The organism is Streptomyces sp. NPDC006208 (assembly GCF_040613775.1).
Taxonomy (GTDB): Bacteria; Actinomycetota; Actinomycetes; order Streptomycetales; family Streptomycetaceae; genus Streptomyces.
In genome coordinates this window covers 252747-275064 of record NZ_JBEXSW010000001.1, presented here as the reverse complement: position 1 = coordinate 275064, position 22318 = coordinate 252747, and the positions used below count along the sequence as shown (strand labels likewise).

The 22318-nt window shown below is 71.1% G+C and carries 17 protein-coding genes; 9 read left to right on the top strand and 8 right to left on the bottom strand.

Annotated elements, in window-relative coordinates; genetic code table 11:
* The first annotated feature begins 11 nt into the window (after nucleotides 1-11).
* From ABZ208_RS01245 to ABZ208_RS01235, 3 genes are all read left to right on the top strand, one after another.
* Nucleotides 12-1082: a LacI family DNA-binding transcriptional regulator gene (locus ABZ208_RS01245; RefSeq protein ID WP_356907485.1), complete on the top strand. Its 1071-nt coding sequence runs from the start codon at nucleotides 12-14 to the stop codon at nucleotides 1080-1082.
* A gap of 206 nt (nucleotides 1083-1288) precedes the next feature.
* Nucleotides 1289-2227 (top strand): helix-turn-helix domain-containing GNAT family N-acetyltransferase, encoded by a 939-nt coding sequence (locus ABZ208_RS01240; protein ID WP_356907484.1) that lies wholly within the window; start codon nucleotides 1289-1291, stop codon nucleotides 2225-2227.
* Complete coding sequence (locus ABZ208_RS01235; protein WP_356907483.1) at nucleotides 2224-3009, top strand: sugar phosphate isomerase/epimerase family protein; 786 nt, start codon at nucleotides 2224-2226, stop codon at nucleotides 3007-3009. Before ABZ208_RS01240 ends, ABZ208_RS01235 begins: the two co-directional genes overlap by 4 nt.
* A gap of 3 nt (nucleotides 3010-3012) precedes the next feature.
* Here the strand turns inward: ABZ208_RS01235 and ABZ208_RS01230 are convergent, their stop codons facing one another.
* Complete coding sequence (locus ABZ208_RS01230; RefSeq protein ID WP_356907482.1) at nucleotides 3013-3942, bottom strand: EamA family transporter; 930 nt, start codon at nucleotides 3940-3942, stop codon at nucleotides 3013-3015.
* Nucleotides 3943-4070: 128 nt separating this feature from the next.
* Between ABZ208_RS01230 and ABZ208_RS01225 the strand changes: the two genes are divergently transcribed.
* The gene (locus ABZ208_RS01225) at nucleotides 4071-4982 is read left to right on the top strand and encodes a LysR family transcriptional regulator (protein ID WP_356907481.1); all 912 of its coding nucleotides are present in this window, start codon (nucleotides 4071-4073) and stop codon (nucleotides 4980-4982) included.
* A gap of 337 nt (nucleotides 4983-5319) precedes the next feature.
* On the top strand, nucleotides 5320-7125 hold the full coding sequence (locus tag ABZ208_RS01220) for a glycoside hydrolase family 3 protein (protein ID WP_356907480.1): 1806 nt from the start codon (nucleotides 5320-5322) through the stop codon (nucleotides 7123-7125).
* Nucleotides 7126-7206: 81 nt separating this feature from the next.
* Here ABZ208_RS01220 and ABZ208_RS01215 read toward each other — a convergent pair whose 3' ends face one another.
* From ABZ208_RS01215 to ABZ208_RS01195, 5 genes are all read right to left on the bottom strand, one after another.
* Nucleotides 7207-8640 (bottom strand): S28 family serine protease, encoded by a 1434-nt coding sequence (locus tag ABZ208_RS01215; RefSeq protein ID WP_356907479.1) that lies wholly within the window; start codon nucleotides 8638-8640, stop codon nucleotides 7207-7209.
* A 100-nt stretch (nucleotides 8641-8740) separates the two neighbouring features.
* Entirely contained in the window at nucleotides 8741-9154 is a 414-nt protein-coding gene (locus ABZ208_RS01210) for a hypothetical protein (protein ID WP_356907478.1), read from the bottom strand.
* 98 nt (nucleotides 9155-9252) lie between these two features.
* Complete coding sequence (locus tag ABZ208_RS01205) at nucleotides 9253-10521, bottom strand: LAETG motif-containing sortase-dependent surface protein (protein ID WP_356907477.1); 1269 nt, start codon at nucleotides 10519-10521, stop codon at nucleotides 9253-9255.
* Between the two features lie 149 nt (nucleotides 10522-10670).
* A complete protein-coding gene (locus ABZ208_RS01200) occupies nucleotides 10671-11930 on the bottom strand; it encodes an LPXTG cell wall anchor domain-containing protein (protein WP_356907476.1) in 1260 nt (419 codons plus the stop codon).
* Nucleotides 11931-12098: 168 nt separating this feature from the next.
* Nucleotides 12099-15830: an ABC transporter ATP-binding protein gene (locus ABZ208_RS01195; protein WP_356907475.1), complete on the bottom strand. Its 3732-nt coding sequence runs from the start codon at nucleotides 15828-15830 to the stop codon at nucleotides 12099-12101.
* 338 nt (nucleotides 15831-16168) lie between these two features.
* Between ABZ208_RS01195 and ABZ208_RS01190 the strand changes: the two genes are divergently transcribed.
* From ABZ208_RS01190 to ABZ208_RS01175, 4 genes are all read left to right on the top strand, one after another.
* Nucleotides 16169-18166 carry a TerD family protein gene (locus tag ABZ208_RS01190; protein ID WP_356907474.1) on the top strand — a complete coding sequence of 666 codons (1998 nt, stop codon included), beginning with the start codon at nucleotides 16169-16171 and terminating at the stop codon, nucleotides 18164-18166.
* A 120-nt stretch (nucleotides 18167-18286) separates the two neighbouring features.
* The gene (locus tag ABZ208_RS01185) at nucleotides 18287-18658 is read left to right on the top strand and encodes a hypothetical protein (protein WP_356907473.1); all 372 of its coding nucleotides are present in this window, start codon (nucleotides 18287-18289) and stop codon (nucleotides 18656-18658) included.
* A 47-nt stretch (nucleotides 18659-18705) separates the two neighbouring features.
* Nucleotides 18706-19062: a hypothetical protein gene (locus ABZ208_RS01180; RefSeq protein ID WP_356907472.1), complete on the top strand. Its 357-nt coding sequence runs from the start codon at nucleotides 18706-18708 to the stop codon at nucleotides 19060-19062.
* Nucleotides 19063-19131: 69 nt separating this feature from the next.
* Nucleotides 19132-19545, top strand: coding sequence for an SgcJ/EcaC family oxidoreductase (locus ABZ208_RS01175; RefSeq protein ID WP_356907471.1), 414 nt, complete (start codon nucleotides 19132-19134; stop codon nucleotides 19543-19545).
* A gap of 94 nt (nucleotides 19546-19639) precedes the next feature.
* Here ABZ208_RS01175 and ABZ208_RS01170 read toward each other — a convergent pair whose 3' ends face one another.
* Nucleotides 19640-21322, bottom strand: coding sequence for a thiamine pyrophosphate-binding protein (locus ABZ208_RS01170; RefSeq protein WP_356907470.1), 1683 nt, complete (start codon nucleotides 21320-21322; stop codon nucleotides 19640-19642).
* Nucleotides 21319-22299: an agmatinase gene (gene speB, locus ABZ208_RS01165; RefSeq protein WP_356907469.1), complete on the bottom strand. Its 981-nt coding sequence runs from the start codon at nucleotides 22297-22299 to the stop codon at nucleotides 21319-21321. Before speB ends, ABZ208_RS01170 begins: the two co-directional genes overlap by 4 nt.
* Nucleotides 22300-22318 lie beyond the last annotated feature (19 nt).

The following is a 22318-nucleotide window of genomic DNA, read 5'->3' as shown; positions in this document are numbered from 1 at the left end:
GGAGGCAAGCGATGACAGTCACCCTGGCGGACGTGGCCGCCCGCGCCCGGGTGTCCCCGGCCACGGTCTCCCGCGTACTGAACGGCAACTACCCGGTCGCCGCATCGACCCGCGAGCGGGTCCTGCGGGCGGTGGACGAGCTGGACTACGTACTCAACGGCCCGGCCAGCTCGCTGGCCGCGGCCACCTCCGACCTGGTCGGCATCCTCGTCAACGACATCGCCGACCCGTTCTTCGGGATCATGGCCGGGGCCGCGCAGACCGAGATCGGGGGCCGGCAGGGGACCGGGCGGGCCGGCGGCGAGAAGCTGGCCGTCGTGTGCAACACCGGGGGCTCCCCGGAGCGCGAACTGACCTACCTCACGCTGCTGCAGCGCCAGCGCGCGGCGGCCGTGGTACTGACCGGCGGCGCGGTCGAGGACCCGGGCCACATCGCGGCGATGAGCGCGAAGCTGTCGAAGCTGGCGGACGCGGGAACGAAGGTGGTGCTGTGCGGGCGGCCTCCGCTGCCGGGCAGCGACGCGATCGTCGCCGCGCTCGCCTTCGACAACCGGGGCGGGGGGCGGCGGCTGACCGAGCACCTGATCACTCTGGGCCACCGAAGGATCGGCTACATCGCCGGGCCGGTGGAGCGCACCACGACCCGGCACCGGCTGGAGGGCCACCGGGCGGCAATGGCGGCCGAGGGGCTCGACCAGGGGGCCGATCTGGACCGGCTGACGGTGTACGGCCCGTACGACCGCCGCTCCGGCTACGACGCCGCCCAGGAACTGCTGCGCAGGGACCCCGGCCTGACGGCGATCGTCGCGGCGAACGACACGGTGGCGCTGGGCGCCTGTGCGGCGCTGCGCGACCAGGGCCTGCGCATCCCGCACGACGTCTCGGTGGCCGGCTTCGACGATCTGCCCTTCGCGGTCGACGTGGTCCCGTCACTGACGACGGTCCGCCTCCCGCTGTTCGAGGCGGGCGCCCGGGCCGGGCGTCTGGCGATGGGCGCCGAGGCGCCTCCGCCAGGGGGCATAGCGACGATCTCCGCGGAGCTCATGTCGAGGGACTCGACGGCTCCGCCGCGGACTCACTGACGCCCGACGGCCCCGCGACCCGGACGGGGCCCGGGCCGGCATCGCCCCGGCCCTCCGCCGCGATGCCGGTCCCCCATGCCTGCCCTCGATGCCTGCCCCTGCCGGCTGCCCCCGGCTCTTGGGCAGGCCGGCGCGGGCGCGGGCCTTGCCGGGTCGCACACACGGGCCTACCGTTGACTCAGTCAAAGGAAAGCCCGGAGTCCCCCATGCCCATCCATGAGATCCGCGCCTTCAACCGCTTCTACACCAACCTCATCGGCGCGCTCGACTACGGCAAACACCTCTACACCCCGTACACCCTCACCGAGTCCCGTGTGCTCTACGAGCTCGCCCACAGTCCGCGTACCGACGCCGCCGATCTGCGGGCCGAACTGTCGCTGGATGCCGGGTATCTGAGCAGGCTGCTCGCCAGGTTCGAGCGCGACGGGCTGGTGGCCCGGGGGCCGTCCGATGTGGATCCGCGGCGGCAGCGGATCACGCTCACCGCGAAGGGACGCGAGGCCGCCGCGCTCCTCGACGAGCGGTCACGGCAGGCGGTCGGCGCCCTGCTCGACGGGATGCCGGCGCACGAGCAGGAGCGGCTCACCGACGCGCTGCGTACGGTACGGGGGGTTCTGTCCGGCGCCCGGCCCGCGGCACGTCACGAGGGGCCTGTGCTGCGCGAGCCCGTCGCCGGCGACCTGGGATGGATCGTGCAGCGGCACGGCGCCCTGTATGCCGCCGAGTTCGGGTGGAACGCCGATTTCGAGGGCCTGGTCGCCCGGATCGTCGCGGACTTCGCGCTGGATCACGACCCGCACCTGGAACGGGTGTGGATCGCCGAGCTGGACGGGCGGCCGGTGGGATCGGTGATGTGCGTGCGGGACGAAGCGCCTGCCACGGCGCGGCTGCGGCTGCTGCTCGTCGAACCGGAGATGCGCGGGCACGGTCTCGGCGACCGGCTGGTGCGCACCGCCGTGGATTTCGCGCGCGAAGCGGGGTACCGGGACATGGTGCTGTGGACCAATGACGTACTGGCCGGGGCCCGCCGGATCTACCAGCGGGCCGGGTTCACGCTCGTCTCCGAGAAGCCGCACCGCTCCTACGGAGTGGATCTGGTGGGCCAGGACTGGCGGCTGCCCCTGAAGGAAGGAACGGCCGGATGAAGTTCGCGTTCTCGACACTGGGTGTGCCCGGCATGCCCGTCGCCCAAGTGGCCGCCCTCGCCGCGGACACCGGATACCAGGGTGTGGAGCTGCGCGCGCACCCGGAGGAACCGGTGCACCAGGGTATCGGCGCGCGCGAACGGGCCGAGGTGGTGAAGGAGTTCGAGCAGGCAGGCGTCGAGGTCCTCACGGTGGCGGGGTACGCGCGGGTCGCGGCGGCGGGCGACGACGGCCCGGTGCACGAGGAGCTCGACGAACTGCTGCGGCTCGCCCGCGACGTGGGGGCGTCCTACGTCCGCGTCTTTCCGGGCGGCGGCGATCAGGACGCCGACGACGCCGATGCGCTCGCCGCCCGCCGGCTCGGGGTGGCCGCGGAGACCGCGGCGGAGTCCGGCGTACGGATCCTGCTGGAGACGCACGACTCCCACCCCACCGGAGCCGATGTGTCCCGCATCCTCGGCACGGTCGGTCACCGGAACGCGGGCGCGCTGTGGGACGTGCTGCACCCCTGGCTGGGCGGCGAGGAACCCGAGCAGACGCGTGCGGCGCTCGGCCCGTATCTCGGATACGTACAGGTCAAGGACGTCGTGTCCGGCGAGGACCTCACCCCCGTGCCCCTCGGGGCGGGGGCGCTGCCACTCGGCCGGTGCCTGGGGCTTCTGGACGAGGACGGCTGGGTGTGCTGGGAGTACGAGAAGCGCTGGTACCCGCAGGCGGCGGAGCTGCCGGGTCTGCTGGCGGCGGGCCGGGAGCATCTGCTCGGGCTGGTCCCGGGGGCGTGAGCGTCAGGTCCGGGCAGCTGTCGGCACCTCCTGCTGCGGCTGCGCCCCGGCATGAACCGCAGCCGGCGTCGCGGGCCTGCGCCGGCCCGGCAGGGACGTGAGCGCCACCCCGCCCACGAGCAGTGCCGCCGCGCACCAGCGCAGCGGGCTGATCGCCTCGCCGAGGAAGAGCGCGGCCGACGACATGCCGAAGACCGGGACCAGCAGGGAGAACGGCGCCACCGACGAGGCGGGGTGACGGCGCAGGAGCCAACCCCACACGCCGAAGCCGAAGATGGTGGTGACCCACGCGACGTAGAGGACGACTCCCACGCCGGTCCAGTCCAGTGCCCGCAGCGCATCCAGATCGCGGCGCGGGCCTTCGGTCAGCAACGAGAGGGCGGTCAGCGGGAGTACGGGGACCGTGCTCACCCACACCATGAAGTTGAGCGCGTCCGGCGGGGCAGCCTTGCGGGTCAGGACGTTGGACACGCCCCAGCAGGCCGCGGCCGCGATGACCAGGACGAAGCCGGACAGCGGACCCGAAGCGCCCTCGTCGACGGCTGCGACCGCGATGCCCGCGAGGGCGACGGCCATGCCCAGCGTCCGTACCCGGCCCGGCCGTTCGCCGAGGGCCGCGAAGGCGAACAGAGCCGTGAAGACCGCCTGACTCTGCAGGACCAGGGAGGACAGACCGGCCGGGGCGCCCCGGTCCATGCCCGTGAAGAGCAGACCGAACTTGGCAACGCCCAGGACCAGGCCGACGCCGACGATCCACTTCCAGGCGACCTTCGGCCGTCCGACGAGGAAGAGCGCGGGCAATGCGGCGGCCAGGAAACGCAGGGCGGAGAAGAGCAGCGGCGGGAAGCGGCCGAGGCCGATCTCGATGACGACGAAGTTGACCCCCCAGACGGCGGCGACCAGGGCGGCGAGGGCGATATGAGCGGGACGCATGCCACCGAGCATCACCGCAGGGCACCATGTAGCACCAGCGCGGGTTCCTTCATGATTGGATGAAGCGCTGCTTACGGAAGACACGGGGAAGCGGCAGACACCGGGAAACGGCAGGAAGCGAGAAGATCGTGCTCGACCTCGGCCGGCTGCGCGCCCTGCACGCGGTCTCCGTCCACGGCACGGTCGGCGCCGCAGCCGCCGCGCTCGGCTATACACCGTCCGCCGTCTCCCAGCAGATCGCGAAGCTGGAGAGGGAGACCCGCACCACGCTCCTCGAACGCCAGGGGCGTGGTGTGCGACTGACCGACGAGGCACATCAACTCGCCGCCACCGCACAGCAGTTGCTGTCGCTGGTCGAGGAGGCCGAGGTGCGGCTCGAAGAGCGGCGCGGGGAGCCGTCGGGGCGGCTCGCGATCGCCTGTTTCGCCAGCGCCGCCCGCGGCCTGATGCCCCTGGCCCTGGCCGATCTCGCCCGTCGGCACCCCTGCCTGGACGCCCGGTTGCAGGAGGTCGACCCGCATCTGTCGATCGAGCTCGTCGCCCGCGGCGCGATCGACCTGGCGGTGGCCCACGACTGGGACATCGCGCCGATGCCGACGCCGCCCGGTGTGGAGCAGGCGGTCATCGGCGACGATCTGTGCGACGTCCTGGTACCGGCGGGCCATCCGCTGGCCGCCGCGCGGACCGTGCGGCGCGAAGAGCTCGGTCAGGAGCGGTGGATCTCCCAGCCTCCCGGCACGGTGTGCCACGACTGGCTGATGCGCACGCTGCGGGCATCGGGTCACGAGCCGCTGGTGGTCCACCGGGCCGAGGAGAACCACACCCAGGTCGCCCTGGTCGCCGCCGGGCTCGGTATCGCGCTGGTTCCCCGGCTGGGCCGCGGCCCGCTTCCGCCCGAGGTCACCGCCGTACAGCTGGATCCGGTGCCGATGCGCAGGCTGCGCGCCCTGTGGCGCACGGGGGCGGCCAGGCGGCCCGCGATCACCGAGACGGTACGCACCCTGCAGGCGTGGTGGCCGCGGGTCGCCCACCGTCCCTGAGCGACCGGTCACGCGTCACGGCCTGCGCCCCGGCCCCTCCCCGCACCCGCTCCCACAGCCCGGCGTCGTCCAGCGCCGCCACCGGCAGCTGCGCTCGCGCAGGTGCTCAGCTCCCGCCGGGTCATCGCCGGTCCAGCCGCGTCAGGCCTGAGCGCGCGCGGCCCCGAAGCGTCCGGGCCGGTTCGTGGCTCCGGATGCTTCCGCATGAGCGCCAGGGCAAGCCGGATCGGTGATGGTTCTGCGCGGAGCCTTGACCTGGCAGTTAGTTTCCGGATATCCGTGACTCCTTGGAAGTTTCCTTCAACTTCCTTGTCGGGCAAGGCCGGAAGGAGCACCAGTGCACGACCGGAACCTCTCCAGACGCACCCTCCTCAGCGCGACCGCCGCCGCTGCGGGCGCGGTCGTCGCGGCGTCCCCCGCGGCGGCCCGTTCCAGCCGGCGCGACCGGCTCCTGCGGCTCATCTCCCGGATGAGCCTGGAGGAGAAGGTCGGCCAGCTCTTCGTCATGCGGGTGTACGGGCACTCCGCCACCGCCCCCGATCAGGCGGACATCGATCTGAATCTCCAGGAGATGGGCGTCCGCACCGCGGCCGAGCTCATCTCCACGTACCACGTCGGCGGCATCATCTACTTCGCCTGGGCACACAACACCCGTGACCCTCACCAGATCGCCGATCTGTCCAACGGCATCCAGCGGGCCGGGCTCGCTCAGCCCACCCCTGTACCGCTGATGATCTCCACCGACCAGGAGCACGGCATCGTCGCCCGGGTCGGCAAGCCGGCGACCCTGATGCCGGGGGCCATGGCGCTGGGCGCCGGCGCGTCCCGCGTGTCGGCCCAGATGGCGGGGCAACTCGCCGGGGCCGAGCTGGCCGCGATGGGCATCACGCAGAACTACGCGCCGGTCGCCGACGTCAACGTCAACCCGGCCAACCCGGTCATCGGCGTGCGGTCCTTCGGCGCGGACCCGGCCGCCGTCGCCAGGATGGTCGCGGCTCAGGTCAAGGGCTACCAGGGCGCGGGTATCGCGGCGACCGCCAAGCATTTCCCCGGGCACGGCGACACCACCGTGGACAGTCACACCGGCATCCCCGTGATCACCCACACCCGGGCGCAGTGGGACGAGATCGACGCGCCGCCGTTCCGGGCCGCGATCGCCGCCGGGATCGACTCGATCATGACGGCGCACATCCAGTTCCCGGCGCTGGACCCGAGCAACGACCCCGCCACGCTCTCCCGCCCGATCCTCACCGGCATTCTGCGCGAGGAACTGGGCTACGCCGGCATCGTCGTCACCGATGCGCTCAACATGCAGGGCGTACGGGACAAGTACGGCGACCACCGGGTGCCGGTGCTGGCGCTGCTCGCGGGCGTGGACCAGCTGCTCAATCCGCCGGACCTCGCGGTGGCCTGGAACGCCGTGCTCGACGCGGTGAAGAGCGGTGAGCTCAGCGTGGCCCGTATCGACGAATCGATCCTGCGCATCCTGACCCTCAAGGAGAAGCTCGGGCTGTTCCGCGACCCGTACGTCTCCCACCGGGGTGTGGACCGCACGGTCGGCGCCCCCGCCCATCTCGCAGCCGCCGACCTGATCGCCGGGGGCACCACGACGCTGCTGGCCAACCCGGAAGGGCTGCTGCCGCTCAGCCGGCTCAGCCGGCCGAACCTCCTGGTCGTCGGCGCCGATCCGGCATCCCCGAGCGGGACGACCGGACCGCCGACCACGGTGCTCGCGAGCGCCTTCACCGAGCTGGGCTTCTCGGCGACCGCGCTGTCCACCGGCATCACGCCGAGCAGCGCGAAGATCGAGGAGGCGGTGGCCGCGGCGAGCGGCAAGGACGTGGTGGTCGTCGGCACGTACAACGTCTCGGCGACCAGCCCCCAGCGCACGCTGGTGGACCGGCTTGTCGCGACAGGAGTGCCGGTGGTGGCGCTCGCCATCCGCAATCCGTACGACATCGCCCGGCTGAACGGCGTCGGCGCGGCACTCGCGGCCTACTCGTGGACCGATGTCGAACTGCGCGCGGCGGTCCGGGTGATCGCGGGCCGCACCCGCCCGCGGGGCCGGCTGCCCGTGCCGGTGCAGCGCGCCGACGACCCGTCGCAGGTGCTCTACCCGATCGGGCACGGGCTGAGGTACTGACGGGGAGCGCAGCGAAGGGGCTGGGCCCGCCGGTGATGACCGGCGGGCCCAGCCCCTGTCCCAGCTGGTGCTGACAGTGCGTTACGGGCGCAGCAACGGCTCGCGCTCAAGGTCACGCCGGTCGAGCTTCGCGTCGGACTTCGCCAGCGGCTTCGCCTTCGCCGGGTCGTCCTGCACGGCGGCCGGGGCGACGCCCGCCCACCGCAGGACGGCGGCGGTGGCCTTCGCCTTCTCGTCCGCCACCAGCGCGTTCACGGAGGCGCCGTGGTTGGCGCCGGGCGCGGTGTAGACGTAGCTGTCGCGGGCGCCCTTGCCGATACGGAAGGGCTCGGCTCCCCACGGGTCGTTCTGGCCGTAGACGAACAGCATCCGGTCGGCGTTGTGGCGAACCCAGGTGTCGACGTCCCTCATCACCCACGGCTTGAAGCGCATCGGGATGTCACGCGGCACGAAGTTCCGCGGCGGCTGGTAGCCGTAGCGGCTCAGGCCCTTGAGGTGCGGCTGCGTGATGTCCGGCGAACCGAGCTCGGTGCCCGCCTGGTAGTAGTACGGCGTGTAGGCGCCGACGCCCTGGTCGGTGTAGAAGGAGAAACCGGAGATCGCGTCGATGCTGTCCCAGATCTCCTGGTCCGTCGCGGTCTTCGCGACGGGGATCGACTCACAGTCGGCGAGCAGGCTGTACTGCCAGAAGCCCCAGACATAGTCGAGGACGACGGCCTCGTACGCCCGGTCGAGGGAGCCGACCGTCGTGAAGGTGTAGGCGTTGTCGGCGGCGTACTTCTCGTACATGGCCTCCAGCGGCTCGCGGCGCACCAAGGCCTCACGCTGCACGGCGTTCAGCTTGTCGCGGCACTCCTTGGTGCCCACCTTCTCGAAGAACCGGTCGTACGCCGAGTCCTCTTTGTTCACCACGTCGTTCGGCGCGACGTACGCGACCACACCGTCCATGTCGCGCGGGTAGAAGCGCTCGAAGTAGGTGGCGGTCATACCGCCCTTGGAAGCTCCGGTGGAGATCCAGTTCTTGGTGTAGATCTTCTTCAGCGCCTTGAAGACCCGGTGCTGGTCGCTGGCGGCCTGCCAGATGTCCAGCTTGGACCAGTCCGCAGGGGCCGGCCGGGAGGGGGTGAAGAATCGGTACTCCAGGGATACCTGGTTGCCGTCGATGATGGCCGTCGGCTCGCTGCGACGCGGCGTGGTGCTCACGTTGTAGCCGGAGGTGTAGAAGACGGTGGGGCGGGCGGTGTCCCTGTGCAGCAGGGTGATCCGCTGCTGGAAGGTGCCCTTGCCCGGGTTCCGGTGGTCCACCGGCTGTGTGTAGTTGAGGACGAAGAAACGGTAACCCGGGTACGGCTTCTCCTCGATGAGGCTCATCCCCGGGATGGCCAGGATCCGGTCCTTGATGTCCGTGCCGGTCGTCGGCTCGGCGGCGGTAGCCGCACCGGCCGTGGCTCCGGCGACGCTGACGGTGCCTATGAGCACCACGAGCGCCAGCAGCCATCTGAGCGCCTTGCGCATTCACCCTCCCCTTGATCTCAAGCGGTCGCGGGTGAACCTAGCCGGGTCGATACACCGGCCGCCAGCCCCAGTTGGCCTCAGAGGCTGTCCGAGGCACGGCTCAGCACAGGATCCAGCCGGTCGAGCGCGAGGTTCCGGCGACGGAACCGGTGGCGCGTACACAGCGGTTGAGTGCGTGCACGGTGACGGGACCGGCCTGGCGGACGAACCTCCCGCGGTCCTTGTCCGGCCGGCCACCGCGGGCCTGGAGCGAGACGGCCATGGGGCGCCTGATGCCGGGGCGCTTGGCGAGGGTCACGGCGCAGACGTACTGCCGGTGCTCGTAGACACGCAGCTCGCCGGTGGTGAACGGGACGCTCTTCACCAGCCGCCCGGGACAGCGCGCGACGGCCTCGGCCTGCTGGAGACCGGGACCGGTCAGGGTGAGGGCGGCCACCGCCGTCAGCAGTGCCGTCAGGCGCGAGCAGGCCCGGCGTCGTCGCCCGTTCCTCTTGCCGACCGCCCCATCGAACACGCCCGCTCCTTCTGCCGCTACCCCCGCACATGCGTACGACGCGCGAGGTGCGGGATTGGTTGCGGCGGCTCGAAAACGCCGCCGCAACCACGCGACTGCTAGCTCTGTGCCCGGCGACGGCGCACGACGAGGACGGCGCCTGCACCCACGACCACCGCGGCGGCCGCCGCACCGGCGAGCGGCAGGGCCGAGTCGGAACCGGTGGAGGCCAGGTCGCCGCCGGTCGTTGCCGCACCCGTGCCGCCCGTCGACGACGAGGAACCCGAACCACCGGTGGACGAGGAGCCCGAGCCGCCGGTGGCAGCGGAACCACCGATGGAACCCGAACCACCCGAACCGCCCGTGGAGCCACCCGAACCGCCGGTGGAGCCGCCGGAGCCGCCGGTCGACGACCCGCCGCCCGTCACGTCGAGCGTGATGTCGGCCCTGTCGTTGGCCTTGTTCTTGTCGAAGGTCCGCGCCTCGTCGGAGAGGACGACCGAGCCCTTGGCCCCCGGCACCTTCTTGTCGATCTTCAGCTTGAACGTGTAGGACGCACCCTCGCCCTCGTTCACCCAGCGCTGGCCGACACCGCAGCTGTACGTTCCGGGCTTGTCCTTGTCGTCGCAGGACCCGTGGGGCTTCACGACCGACGTTCCGGCGGGCGGCGTGATCAGGACACGGAAGGGCACGTCCCATGAGCGCAGCACCCAGGCGGGCCCGGCGTTGGTGAACTTCACCTGCATCGTGACCGTGTCGCCGACGCGGCCCTTCAGCTGGGCTCCCGTCACCTGGTAGTCGGCCGTGTTGACGGAGGTGACCGGCACGTCGACGGCGTCCTTGGAGCCCTGGTCCGCGCCGGGCCGCTCGACCAGCTTCACCGCCGGCGCGGTTCCCCGCACGGGCGTCGTGGCGGCGTCGTCCAGCCCGGGGGCGTAGTCCCAGACGGTCACGCGCAGATCGTCGTAGAGCGCACGGTCCAGGGCCTTGACCGACAGCAGCTTCTCGGGCGCATAGACGACGCCGGGCTCCACCGCCTGATCGAACGCGCAGACCGCGTTCCACTTCGCCGTCATCTCGTCGTACGACGTGACCTGGTGAGCCTCACAGTTGGAGGGCAGTTCGGCATAGTCGAGCCCCCGGGTGACGGAGTAGAAGACCCAGACCTTCTCCGCAGCCTTCGTGCCCTTGTTGGTGACCGTGACCGGCACCTCGAAGCTGCTGCCCGGCTTCACGCCGTCGATCGGGGCGATCTTTCCGAGGAGCAGATCCGGTGCGACCTCGTCCGCGACGGCCGCGGGCGTGGTCCCCAGGGCTATGAGCGCCACGGTGCTCAGGGCTCCGACAGCGGTGCGAGAGGTGCGACGGCCGGGCAGGGTGTGGGGCATGTGAACGATTCCTCTGTGAGACACGGGAAATGGACAGCGACATCTCCGCAAACGCTTGCTGAACGGAGACATCCGCCAACGGAAAAAGGTTGCACGGCAACTCCCGTACCTCGGCGAAGCGTTCGCGCCGACGGGGGACACGGCGCCGATTACTGCTGAGCCCGACGGCGGCGCATCACGAGGACGATGCCGCCGCCCACGGCCACCGCTGCGCCCGCCGCACCGGCGAGCGGGAGGGCCGAGTCCGAGCCGGTGGAGGCCAGGTTGCCGCCGGTCGTCGCCGCACCCGTACCGCCGGTCGACGACGAGGAACCCGAACCACCGGTGGACGAGGAGCCCGAGCCGCCGGTCGAGCCGGAACCACCGGTGGAGCCGGATCCGCCCAAGGACGCACCCCCGGAGCCCCCCGTGGCCGAGCCGGAGCCGCCGCCCGTCGTGGTGGCCGCGGAGTTCTCGAACACGATCTTCGCCGTGTCGTTCGCCGCGTTCTTGTCGAACCGCCACGGCGCTCCGATGAGCGACGCCTTGCCCTCGGCGCCCGTCACGAACTTGTCGATTTTCACGCGGAACTTGTACGGCCACCCGCCGTGCTCGTCGACCCAGGCGTCGTACGGACCGCAGGTGTAGTGCCGCGGCTCGTCGGACTTGCAGAATCCAGGCACGGACACCACCGTCGTACCGGCCGGGAACCGTACATCGACCCGCCCCACGGAGATTTCCGACCGTACCCATGCCGGGCCCCCGTTGACGAACTTCACGTCGACGGCGACCGTCTGCCCGACGCGGGCGCGGACCGTGGGTGCCTCGACCCCGAAGTCGGCCGTGTTCGCCACATCCACCCGCATCGAGGTGCGTTCGTTCACCTCGCCGGGGAGGGCTGCATCCGGCTGCTCGACCAGCTTCAGCTCCGGCCCGCTGCCCGGCACGTGAGGGCCTTCCCAGTCGGGCTGGAAGGGGTTGCCGACCGAGACCTCCACTCCGACGGATTCGTAGAGGGCGTTGTCCAGGGCGTCCACCGTCAGCGCCTCCCCGAGCGCGTACACCTTCCCGGGCTCCACCGCCTGGTCGAATCTGCAGTGCACCCCGCTCCGCTCCGGACTCTCGTCGAACGAACCCACCTCGTAGTACCGGCAGTTGGAGTACTTTCGCTCCAGGCCCAGCCCTTGGCTCACGAAGAAGGAGACCCAGACCCCGTCCGCCGCCGCGGTGCCTTTGTTCGTGAGGGTGACCGGCACATCGAAGCCGGTGCCCGGCTTCACTCCCGTGGGCGCGGTGATCCGCCCGACCGCCAGATCCGGCCCGGCCTCTTCGGCGTGGGCCGGCGTGCCGCCCAGCGCGAGCAGGGCAAGGACACCGACGGCACCGACGGTTCTGCGAAGCGTGCGACGGCCGGACGTGGTGTGGGGCATGCGGGTCCCTCGAGGTAAGGCGCGGACGAACGGACGGCGAACTCCGGCCGAACCGGGTTCCGCACGTGAGACACGCGCCCGACTCGAAGGGTTGTACGGCAGCCGCCGCTCACGTCCCAGGTTTCACGCCCGTCACACCGCCGAGCCGTCACACATCCCGCCTGCCCGTCACACCGTCGCGGGCTCGTCCTCCCCCATCCCTATGAACGTCCGCCACAGCGCGGCGTACTGGCCGCCCCGCTCCAGCAGCTCGTCGTGGGTGCCGTCCTCCACCACCCGGCCGTGGTCCATCACCACGACCCGGTCGGCGCGCGCGGCCGTGGTGAGCCGGTGGGCGACGACCAGTGTGGTGCGCCGGCCCGTCAGGCGGTCGGTGGCCTGGTTGACCTGGGCCTCGGTGGCCAGGTCCAGCGCCGCGGTCGCCTCGTCGAGCAGCAGGATGTCCGGGTCGACGAGCTCGGCGCGGGCCAGGGCGATCAGCTGGCGCTGCCCGGCGGAGAGGTTGCGGCCCCGTTCGGCGACCTCGTGCAGATATCCGCCGTCGAGCGTGGCGATCATGTCGTGCGCGCCGACCGCGCGGGCCGCGGCCTCCACCTCCGCGTCGCTCGCGCCGGGGCGGCCGTAGGCGATGGCGTCGCGGACCGTGCCGGGGAAGAGGTACGCCTCCTGGGGGACGACGCCCAGCCGGTGCCGGTACGCCGTCAGGTCCAGCTCGCGCAGGTCGGTGCCGTCCACGGTGACCCGACCGCTCGTCGGGTCGTAGAACCGGGCGACCAGCTTGACCAGGGTCGACTTGCCCGCGCCGGTCTCGCCCACGAAGGCGACCGTCTGGCCGGCCGGGACGCGCAGCTCGATGCCGGTGAGCGCCTCCTCCTCGTCGCCGTAGGAGAAGGACACGGCGTCGAACGCGATCTCTCCCCGCAGCTCCCGTACCTCGCGCGGCTGCCGGGCCGCGGCGGTCGAGGTGGGCTCCTGGAGAAGCTCCTGGACACGTCCGAGCGAGACGGCCGCCTGCTGGTAGCCGTCGAAGACCTGGGAGAGCTGCTGCACGGGGGCGAAGAACAGGTCGATGTAGAGGAGATAGGCGACCAGCGCGCCGGTGGTGAGCGTGCCCGCCTCGATCCGGCCCGCGCCGACGATCATTACGGCCGCGGCGGCGACGGACGCCAGCAGCTGGACGAAGGGGAAGTAGACCGAGATCAGCCACTGGCCGCGTACCCGGGCCTGACGGTAGCTGTCACTGCCGGCGGCGTAGTGGTCGACGCCGTCGTGCTCGCGGCGGAACGCCTGCACGATCCGCAGCCCGGAGACCGACTCCTGGAGGTCGGCGTTGACGGCGCTGATGCGCTCGCGGGCCAGCTCGTACGCCTTCACACTCTGCTTTCGGAAGAAGTAGGTGCCGACGATCAGGACGGGCAGCGTCGCGAAGACCACCAGGGCCAGCTGCACATCGATGACGACGAGGGCGGCCATGATGCCGAAGAAGGTGACGACCGAGACGAAGGCGGTGACCAGGCCCGTCTGCAGGAAGGTGGACAGGGCGTCCACGTCCGTCGTCATCCGGGTCATGATCCGGCCGGTGAGCTCGCGCTCGTAGTAGTCGAGTCCGAGCCGCTGAAGCTGCGCGAAGATCTTCAGGCGCAGGGAGTACAGGACGCGTTCGCCGGTGCGGCCCGTCATCCGCATCGCGCCGATCTGCCCGGCCCACTGGATCACGACCGTGACCAGCGCGAGGACGGATGCCGCCCAGACCGCGCCGAGTGCGGCTTGCTCGACGCCGTCGTCGATGCCGTGCCGGATCAGGATCGGCAGCAACAGGCCCATGCCCGCGTCGACGGCGACCAGCAACAGGCTGAGCAGCAGCGGCATCCCGAAGCCGCGCAGCAGGCGCCGCAGCCGTCCGCCTTCGCCGTGCGCGCCGTCGTGCTCGGGCCGCATGGCGCGGGCCTCGTCGATTTCGGGGGTGTCGGTGGCCGGGGGCAACGCCGCGACCTGGGCGAGCAGTTCGGGGGTGGCGCCGGGCTCCTCGGACTCCTGCGCGTTCTCGTCGCGTACCCACAGGCGTGGGGTGATGCCGCGCTCGACGTCGAACTCGGCCTCGAGCTCGTCTCGTACGGTGCGCTCCTCGTCCGGCTCCGGGGCCGGGCGGGCCGGCAGGTGACCGGGCGACACCCCGCCCAGCTCGTCCGGGTCGGTCAGCAGCCGCCGGTACAGGGCCGAGCGCCGCTCCAGCTCCTCGTGCGTGCCGATGTCGGCGAGCCGGCCGCCGTCCAGGACGGCGATACGGTCGGCGAGCCCGAGGGTGGAGCGCCGGTGCGCGATGAGCAGCGTCGTACGCCCTGCCATCACCTGCTTGAGCGCTTCGTGGATCTCGTGCTCGACGCGGGCGTCCACGGCGGAGGTGGCGTCGTCGAGGAGCAGCAGCCGGGGGTCGGTGAGGATCGCGCGGGCCAGGGCGATGCGCTGGCGCTGGCCGCCGGAGAGAGTGAGGCCGTGCTCGCCGACCTTCGTGTCGTAGCCGCCCGGCAGCTCGGTGATGAAACGGTCCGCCTGGGCTGCGCGGGCGGCGGTCTCGATCTCGTCCTGCGTCGCGCCGGGCTTTCCGTACGCGATGTTGGCGCGCACGGTGTCGGAGAACAGGAAGCTGTCCTCGGGCACCAGCCCGATGGCGGCCCGCAGAGAGTCGAAGGTCAGCTCGCGCACATCGTGGCCGCCGACGAGGACCGCGCCGTGGGTGACGTCGTAGAAGCGCGGCAGCAGCAGCGAGACGGTGGACTTGCCGCTCCCGGAGGAACCGACGACGGCGACGGTCTCGCCGGGCCGGATCTCGAGCGAGAACCCGTCGAGGACGGGGCGGCCGTCCTCGTACGCGAAGCTCACGTCGTCGAACTCGACGGTGGCCTCGGCGTCCGGGGGCAGCTCCTTGGTCCCCTCGCGCAGGGTCGGCTCGGTGTCGATGAGCTCCAGGACACGCTCGACTCCGGCCCGGGCCTGCTGGCCGACGGTGAGCACCACGGCGAGCATGCGGACCGGACCGACGAGCTGCGCGAGATAGGTGGAGAAGGCCACGAACGTACCGAGGGTGATCTCGCCGCGGGTGGCGAGCCAGCCGCCGAGCGCGAGCATGGCGACCTGCCCGAGAGCGGGTACGGCCTGCAGGGCCGGGGTGTAGCGGGCGTTCAGCCGGATGGTCCGAAGCCGTCCCGCGAACAGCTTGCGCCCGACCTCCCTGAGCTTCCCGGTCTCCTGGTCCTCCTGCCCGAACCCCTTGACCACCCGCACGCCGGCGACGGCTCCGTCGACGACACCGGCGACGGCGGCGGCCTGGCTCTGCGCGTACCAGGTGGCGGGATGCAGGCGGGTGCGGCTGCGCCTGGCGATGTACCAGAGGGCGGGGGCGACAGCGATCGCGATCAGGGTCAGCGGCAGGGACAGCCACGCCATGACGATGAGGGAGATGAGGAAGAGCAGGACGTTCCCGATGGTCATCGGGAGCATGAACAGCAGACCCTGGATGAGCTGGAGATCGCTGGTGGCCCGCCCGACGACCTGCCCGGTCGACAGCTCGTCCTGCCGCCGCCCGTCGAGCCGGGTGATGGTCCGGTACATCTCGGTGCGCAGGTCGTGCTGGACGTCGAGCGCGAGACGTCCGCCGTAGTAGCGGCGGACGTAGGTGAGCACGTATATGACCACGGCGGCGGCGACGAGCAGCCCGGTCCACACAGCGAGCGACCGGGTACCGCCCCCGATGACGTCGTCGATGACGACCTTGGTGATCAGCGGCACAAGGGCCATGACGGCCATGCCGACGAGAGACGACCCGAGCGCGAGCAGCACGTTGCGCCGGTACCGCCACGCATAACCGGCCAGCCGCCGCCCCCACCCTTGCTCTGCCGCCACGTGGGCCTCCCCGTCGGATTTCGGACCTGATCTTCCGGAAGGCACCAACGCCGGAGGATGCGGATTTCATCCCTCCGCAACAAACACCGGTCTCAGGTCCGAGGTGGGTCCGCCCGTGGTCCTGGTCCCCCGACCGACAGGCGATCACTGAGCCCACTCACGAACCCCGAGTGCACTGTCGTCCCGAATTGAACCGAGTCTTCACATCATCTCCTCCCGCACCGCCTTTGAGCGCTACGGTTCACTTCGTGCGCACTCAGAGTGCGACTGACGTCACAGAACGACGTGTTGCGGCCGCTTCGGCGTGCCCTGACGCGGCTGCACGGCTGGGGGACTGCATGCACGAAATGGCCAAGGGATCCAATGTCGGCCTGGCGGCCTTGAGTGACGACGCCGGTGCGGTCGTCGTCAGTCTCTGCTGGAGCAGCGCATCGGGTGACGGCGACGCCGATGTGTCCGTACTGCTGCTGGACGACAACGGCAAAGTGCGCGACGACGCGGACTTCTTCTTCTACAACAACCCCGCGGCCCAGGACGGCAGCGTGCAGTTGCTGGGCAAGCAACCGACCGACAACGGCAGCGAGGACCGGATCAGCCTCGACCTGACCGCCGTACCGCAGGACGTGCAGCGCATCGTCGTGGCGGCGAGTCAGTACGGCGGCTCCACGTTCGGGGACTTGGACGATCTGCGAGTGACCGTCACCGACCGCACGGGCGAGGCCCTGCTCGGGTTCTCGATCAGCGACGCAAGCGTGGAGAGCGCGTTCATCTTCGGCGAGCTGTACCGGCGGGCCGAGGAGTGGAAGTTCCGGGCCATCGGGCAGGGATACGAAACCGGACTGGCGGGGCTGGCCACGGACTTCGGTATCGCCGTCGACGACGAGAGCGCGGACGCCGCGGAGGAGGTCGCAGCCGCGCCGCCGGAGTCGGCCGTGCAGGCGCCCTCGGCCGCTGCGGGGCCGGTGGCGATCCCCTCTCAGGCCGACGCCACGAGCCGGACGCCCGATGCGCCAGTGGCGCGCCCACGCGGTCCGCGCACCGCCAAGAAGAAGGTGACGCTGCCCAAGGCGCCCAAGCAGTCTCTCGCCGAGAACGACTCGTGGAAGCATGCTCGGCTCTTCCCCGCGCCATCGCTCAAGAGCGACAAGGAACGTGAACTGCGGGCCACTTCTGTACTGCTCTCGGTGATGACCGAGGTACCCGAGTTCGGGCGCCGGCTCACCGCCGGCTTCGGCGCACCGGCCGGTCGCATGCAGAGCTTCGTCGAGGTCACACTGCCGCACGGCGACGCCCCGAAGCGCCCCGACGGCGTGATCCGCGTGGAGCGTGCGGGCAAGCTGTGGACCGCCCTGATCGAGACGAAGACCAACGGAAACCCGCTCAGGTCCGATCAGGTCCAGAACTACATGGACATCGCAGCCCGCCGTGGGTACGAGGCCGTGATCACCCTGTCCAACGACGTAGCCCTCGAAGGCAGCCCGCTGGTCGACATCAAGACCGACGGACGACGCAAGCACAAGGTCACCCTGTGGCATCTTTCCTGGGCCGAAGTGGCCCATCAGGCCCAGATGCTCATCCGGCACGAGGGCGTCGGCAATGCGGCTCATGCCTGGCTCCTGCACGAACTGCTCCACTACCTCCAGCACGAGAACTCCGGCTGCCATGGCTTCCAGAACATGGGCCCTGCCTGGGTACCCGTACGCAACGGCATCGACACGGAGACGCTGTGCCAGGGCGATCAGCGTGCTGTCGAGGTCGTGGAGAGCTGGGAGCAGCTCATCCGTCAGGTATGTCTGCGCCTCGGCGGCGAACTGGGGCAGAAGGCCCTGCCTGTGCAACGCGCCAAGCGAGGCACGGATCCGCACAGCCGACGCGTCGCGCTGGCCGATCGCCTGTGTGAAGACGGGCGGCTGACCGCCGAGCTGCGCATCGACGGCACGCCGGGCGTCCTCGCGATCGTCGCCGACCTGCGAACCGGCAAGCTGCGTACCTCCATCGACATCGAGCCCCCGGAGGGCAGCTACCCGCTGACCTCGGCCAAGCGCCTCCTACGTTTGCTGAACGAGGCACCGGCGGATCTCCACGTCGAGACTCTTGTCGAGGGCGGCAACGGCCCTCGGGGAACGCTGGAGCGTCTTCGACCCGAGCCTGCCGACCTGCTGCCCAAGGACGGCTCGCGCATCGCGGGCTTCCGTCTGTCTCTCTTCAAGGGCATGGGTGCCACCCGCGGTAGCGCTGAATCGGGATTCATCCGCAGCGTCGACGACGCGGTGGACCGGTTCCACGCGAATGTCGTCGCCCACCTGCCCACCCTCGAACGCCGTCCGGCGAACTGATCGCTCCGGCAGTGAACGACATCCTGTGCGCCCTTCGCGCGGGGAGCACCATGCGCCGCAGCCTAGAGCGGGCGCTCGCTGGGTAGGCACCTACGGCTGTTGTCGGACCGGAGGAGGAGCATGCCTGACGCCCGGCCGAGCCCCGGCCATCTGTGCGGTCAGCTGTACGCCACGCTGCGGGCGCTGCGGGCCGTGGGCGCCGCCCGCTGGAAGCTGGAAGCACTGCGCCCCTACGACAAGGTCCGGGCCAGCCCGTCGAAGTTCCTGCCGGATCTGCTGGACGAAGCGGGTCGGCTTCTGCTCAAAGCGCACGGTCGCGGGAACAAGTACGGTGCAGCCGCCGAGGAGTTGTTCCGGTCGATACCGGACCTCCTACCCCCCAGGGGCCGGCTGCCAGGATATCTCGACGGCCGGCAGCGAACCGCGTTCGACGAGGGCTACGCCCAGCAGATGACCAAGTGCACGGACGCGCACGGTGAGTTGCTGAGGTGACGTCGAGGTGACGTCGGGTTGTCGGTGCCCGGCGGTACGGTCGCGGCATGACGGACAGACCATCGACAGCATGGCGTGCCGAGGCCTCCGGGGACGCGGACGTCGCCGAGCTCTGCACACCTGCCCTGCTGGACGCCACCGATGCCGTCCTTGAGGCGTACGAGGCCGAGATACACGCCCTGAGGCCGGCGTCCGACGCGCAGCTGCTCGCAGCCGTCGAACGGGTCGCGCTCGCCCTCAACGGCATCGACGAGGAGCACGGCGCGTACTGCACCATCGAGCGCGAGGAGCTGTGCGAGTACATCGACGGCGTCCTCACCGGCCACGGCGTGGACGTCGCCGCCCTCGCCGCGCGCAACGGGAAGGATGCCGACGACATCGCGGGCGAATGGCGGGACTGGTGAGCTGCCGGCGATGACTTCCGGTGCGGAGGGGAGTCTTCCCTGTACCCGATCTGGATGAGGAGCCGAGCCATGACCAGCGACGAAGAGCAGATCCGGACCTTGATCGAGCAGTGGGCGGCAGCGGTCCACAAGGGCGACCTGGACGGGGTCCTGGCGGACCACACCGAGGACATCGTGATGTTCGACGTGCCGCCGCCCCACGACGGCGTCCGCGGCCGCGACGCCTACCGCCGGACATGGCCGCCCTTCTTCGAGTGGCAGGCGAAGGGCGCGGTGTTCGACATCCTGTCCCTCGACGTCACCGCCGGCGAGGACACCGCCTTCGCGTACGCCCTGCTGCGCTGCGGGACCCCTCAGGAGCTCGCGGAGCACCCCGAGTACCGCCTCCGCCTCACCGTCGGGCTCCGCAAGGAGCAGGGCCGCTGGGTCGTCTCGCACGAGCACCACTCGTTCGCCGACACCACCGTCACGGCGGAAGGCTGATGCGGACGGCGGAAGCGAGGCAAAAGGGCCCGGCCCCGCCGCCCCGGGGGAGGGGAACGGCGGGGCCGGGTGGTCACCGAGGCCTGGGCCGGGACTACGCGTGCGTCGGGGCGAACATCCGCAGGACTGCGGGGAGTACGACCACCGACGGGCCCGGCTCCGCGAAGGCCTTCTCCAGGTCCTCCGTCAGCGTTTCGACGCTTGTGCGCGTCGCCGGGACGCCGAAGGACTCCGCCAGCGCCACGAAGTCCGGCCGGGACAGCTCCGTCGCCGTCGCCTCACCGAAGGCGTCGGTCATGTACTCGCGCAGGATGCCGTAGCCGCCGTCGTCCACGATCAGCCAGGTGACGGGGAAGTCGTACTGGCGGGCCGTCGCCAGCTCCGCGATCGAGTACATCGCGCCGCCGTCGCCGGAAACGGCGAGGACCGGACGGGTGGGGTCGGCCGCCGCCGCGCCGAGGGCGGCCGGGAAGCCGTAGCCGAGGCCGCCCGCACCCTGGGCCGAATGCATCGTGTTCGGGTGGCGGGCGTCGAACGCCGACCAGGCCCAGTACGCCAGGATCGTCATGTCCCAGAAGCTGGGAGACGTGTCCGGCAGCGCGTCGCGGACCGAGGCCAGCACCCGCTGCTCCAGCGTGAGCTCCTGGGACGCGATCCGCTCGCGCACTCGGGAGAGCACGTCGCGCACGGCGTCGGCCGCCGACGGGTCCTCGCGCTCGGTCACGGTCTCCAGCAGCACGGAGAGCGCGAGTCGCGCGTCCGCGTGGATACCGAGGCCCGCATGGTTGGACTCCAGCTTGCCGAGGTCCGCCTCGATCTGGACGACCCTGCCGCGCGGGGCGAACGTGTGGTAGTTCGAGGACAGTTCGCCGAGGCCCGAGCCCACCACCAGCAGCACGTCGGCGGCCTCGAGGAAGTCCGTCGTGTGCCGGTCCTCGAGCCACGACTGCAGCGACAGCGGGTGCTCCCAGGGGAACGCGCCCTTGCCGCCGAAGGTCGTCACGACCGGGGCGTCCAGCTTCTCCGCCAGCGCCAGCAGCTTGCCGGACGCGTCGGAGCGTACGACGCCACCGCCCGCGATGATCACGGGGCGCACGGCGCGCGACAGCAGGTCGGCCGCCACGGCGGTCAGTTCGGGGCGCGGGAGGACATCGTCCGGGGTCGCGTCGAGCGCCGTGACCACCGGAAGCATCGTCTCGGCCAGCAGCACGTCCTGCGGGATCTCCACCCACACCGGGCCGTGCGGGGCCGTCAGCGCCGACTCCCAGGCCGCGGCGATCGCGGAGGGTATCTGGGATGCGGCGCGCACGGTGTGCACGGACTTCACGATGTCGCGGAACGAGGCCTGCTGATCGCGCAGTTCGTGCAGATAGCCGTGCCGGCCGCCGCCGAGCCCGGCGGTGGGGACCTGGCTGCCGATGGCGAGCACGGGCGCGGAGGCGGCGGCCGCCTCCTGCAGTGCGGCCAGCGACATGAGCGCGCCCGGTCCGGTGGACAGCAGCAGAGGGGCGGCCTGGCCGGTGACGCGGCCGTAGGCGTCGGCGGCGAAGCCCGCGTTGTTCTCCACCCGCAGGCCCACGTAGTCGAGCTTCGAGCGGCGCAGGGCGTCGAACATGCCGAGCGCGTGCTGGCCGGGCAGACCGAAGACGGTGGTCGCGCCGAGGCCCTCGAGGGTCTCGACGACCAGGTCACCGCCGTTGCGGCCGGCCGGCGGGTTCAGCGCGGCCGCCGTCTGCGCCTTTGTGGGGCGCAGATCGAGGTCGTGGTCGTGCGTCACTTGGCCCCGCCCGTCTCACGCGCCTTCGCGATCTGGCGGGACATGATCGTGGTCAGCTCGTACGCGGTGTGGGACGCGGCGACCGAGGTGATCTCGGCGTGGTCGTACGCCGGGGCGACCTCGACGACGTCCGCGGAGACGAGGTTGCAGGAGGCGAGCCCGCGCAGGATCTCCAGCAGCTCGCGGGAGGTCATGCCGCCCGCTTCCGGGGTGCCGGTACCCGGGGCGTGGGCCGGGTCGAGGCAGTCGATGTCGATGGAGATGTAGAGCGGCCGGTCGCCGATGCGCTGGCGCAGCTGATCGGCGACCTCGTCGGCGCCACGGCGGTAGACGTCGGCGGAGGTGACGATGCCGAAGCCCATCTTCTCGTCGTCGGTCAGGTCCTGCTTGCCGTACAGCGGCCCGCGGATACCGACGTGGGAGAGCGCCTCGGTGTCGAGGATGCCCTCCTCGACGGCCCGGCGGAACGGCGTGCCGTGGGTGTACTCGGCTCCGAAGTAGGTGTCCCAGGTGTCCAGGTGCGCGTCGAAGTGGAGCAGCGCGACCGGGCCGTGCTTCTTGGCGACCGACCGCAGCAGCGGCAGCGCGATGGTGTGGTCGCCGCCGAGCGTCATCATGCGGGCGCCGGTGCCGAGCAGATCGTCGGCCGCGGCCTCGATCGTCTCCACGGCCTCGTTGATGTTGAACGGGTTGGCCGCGATGTCGCCCGCGTCCGCGACCTGGGCGAGTGCGAAGGGCGAGGCGTCCTGCGCCGGGTTGTAGGGGCGCAGGAGCCTCGACGCCTCACGGATTGCGTTGCCGCCGAAGCGCGCGCCGGGACGGTAGGAGACCCCGGCGTCGAAGGGAACGCCGACCACGGCGACATCGGTGGTGCCGACCTCGTCGAGCCGGGGCAGCCGGGCGAACGTCGCGGGTCCGGCGTACCGCGGGACACGGGACGAGTCGATCGGGCCGCGCGGCGTGTCGTTGCTGCTCATGAGAATTGCCTTCTTTCCT

Excerpts from the sequence above, each read along its gene's own strand:
- ABZ208_RS01180 (WP_356907472.1), top strand. The coding sequence starts at position 18,706 with ATGACGGACAGACCATCGACAGCATGGCGTGCCGAGGCCTCCGGGGAC.
- ABZ208_RS01190 (WP_356907474.1), top strand. The coding sequence starts at position 16,169 with ATGCACGAAATGGCCAAGGGATCCAATGTCGGCCTGGCGGCCTTGAGT.
- ABZ208_RS01200 (WP_356907476.1), bottom strand. The coding sequence starts at position 11,930 with ATGCCCCACACCACGTCCGGCCGTCGCACGCTTCGCAGAACCGTCGGT.
- ABZ208_RS01215 (WP_356907479.1), bottom strand. The coding sequence starts at position 8,640 with ATGCGCAAGGCGCTCAGATGGCTGCTGGCGCTCGTGGTGCTCATAGGC.
- speB (WP_356907469.1), bottom strand. The coding sequence starts at position 22,299 with ATGAGCAGCAACGACACGCCGCGCGGCCCGATCGACTCGTCCCGTGTC.
- ABZ208_RS01205 (WP_356907477.1), bottom strand. The coding sequence starts at position 10,521 with ATGCCCCACACCCTGCCCGGCCGTCGCACCTCTCGCACCGCTGTCGGA.
- ABZ208_RS01245 (WP_356907485.1), top strand. The coding sequence starts at position 12 with ATGACAGTCACCCTGGCGGACGTGGCCGCCCGCGCCCGGGTGTCCCCG.
- ABZ208_RS01240 (WP_356907484.1), top strand. The coding sequence starts at position 1,289 with ATGCCCATCCATGAGATCCGCGCCTTCAACCGCTTCTACACCAACCTC.
- ABZ208_RS01235 (WP_356907483.1), top strand. The coding sequence starts at position 2,224 with ATGAAGTTCGCGTTCTCGACACTGGGTGTGCCCGGCATGCCCGTCGCC.
- ABZ208_RS01175 (WP_356907471.1), top strand. The coding sequence starts at position 19,132 with ATGACCAGCGACGAAGAGCAGATCCGGACCTTGATCGAGCAGTGGGCG.
- ABZ208_RS01185 (WP_356907473.1), top strand. The coding sequence starts at position 18,287 with ATGCCTGACGCCCGGCCGAGCCCCGGCCATCTGTGCGGTCAGCTGTAC.
- ABZ208_RS01230 (WP_356907482.1), bottom strand. The coding sequence starts at position 3,942 with ATGCGTCCCGCTCATATCGCCCTCGCCGCCCTGGTCGCCGCCGTCTGG.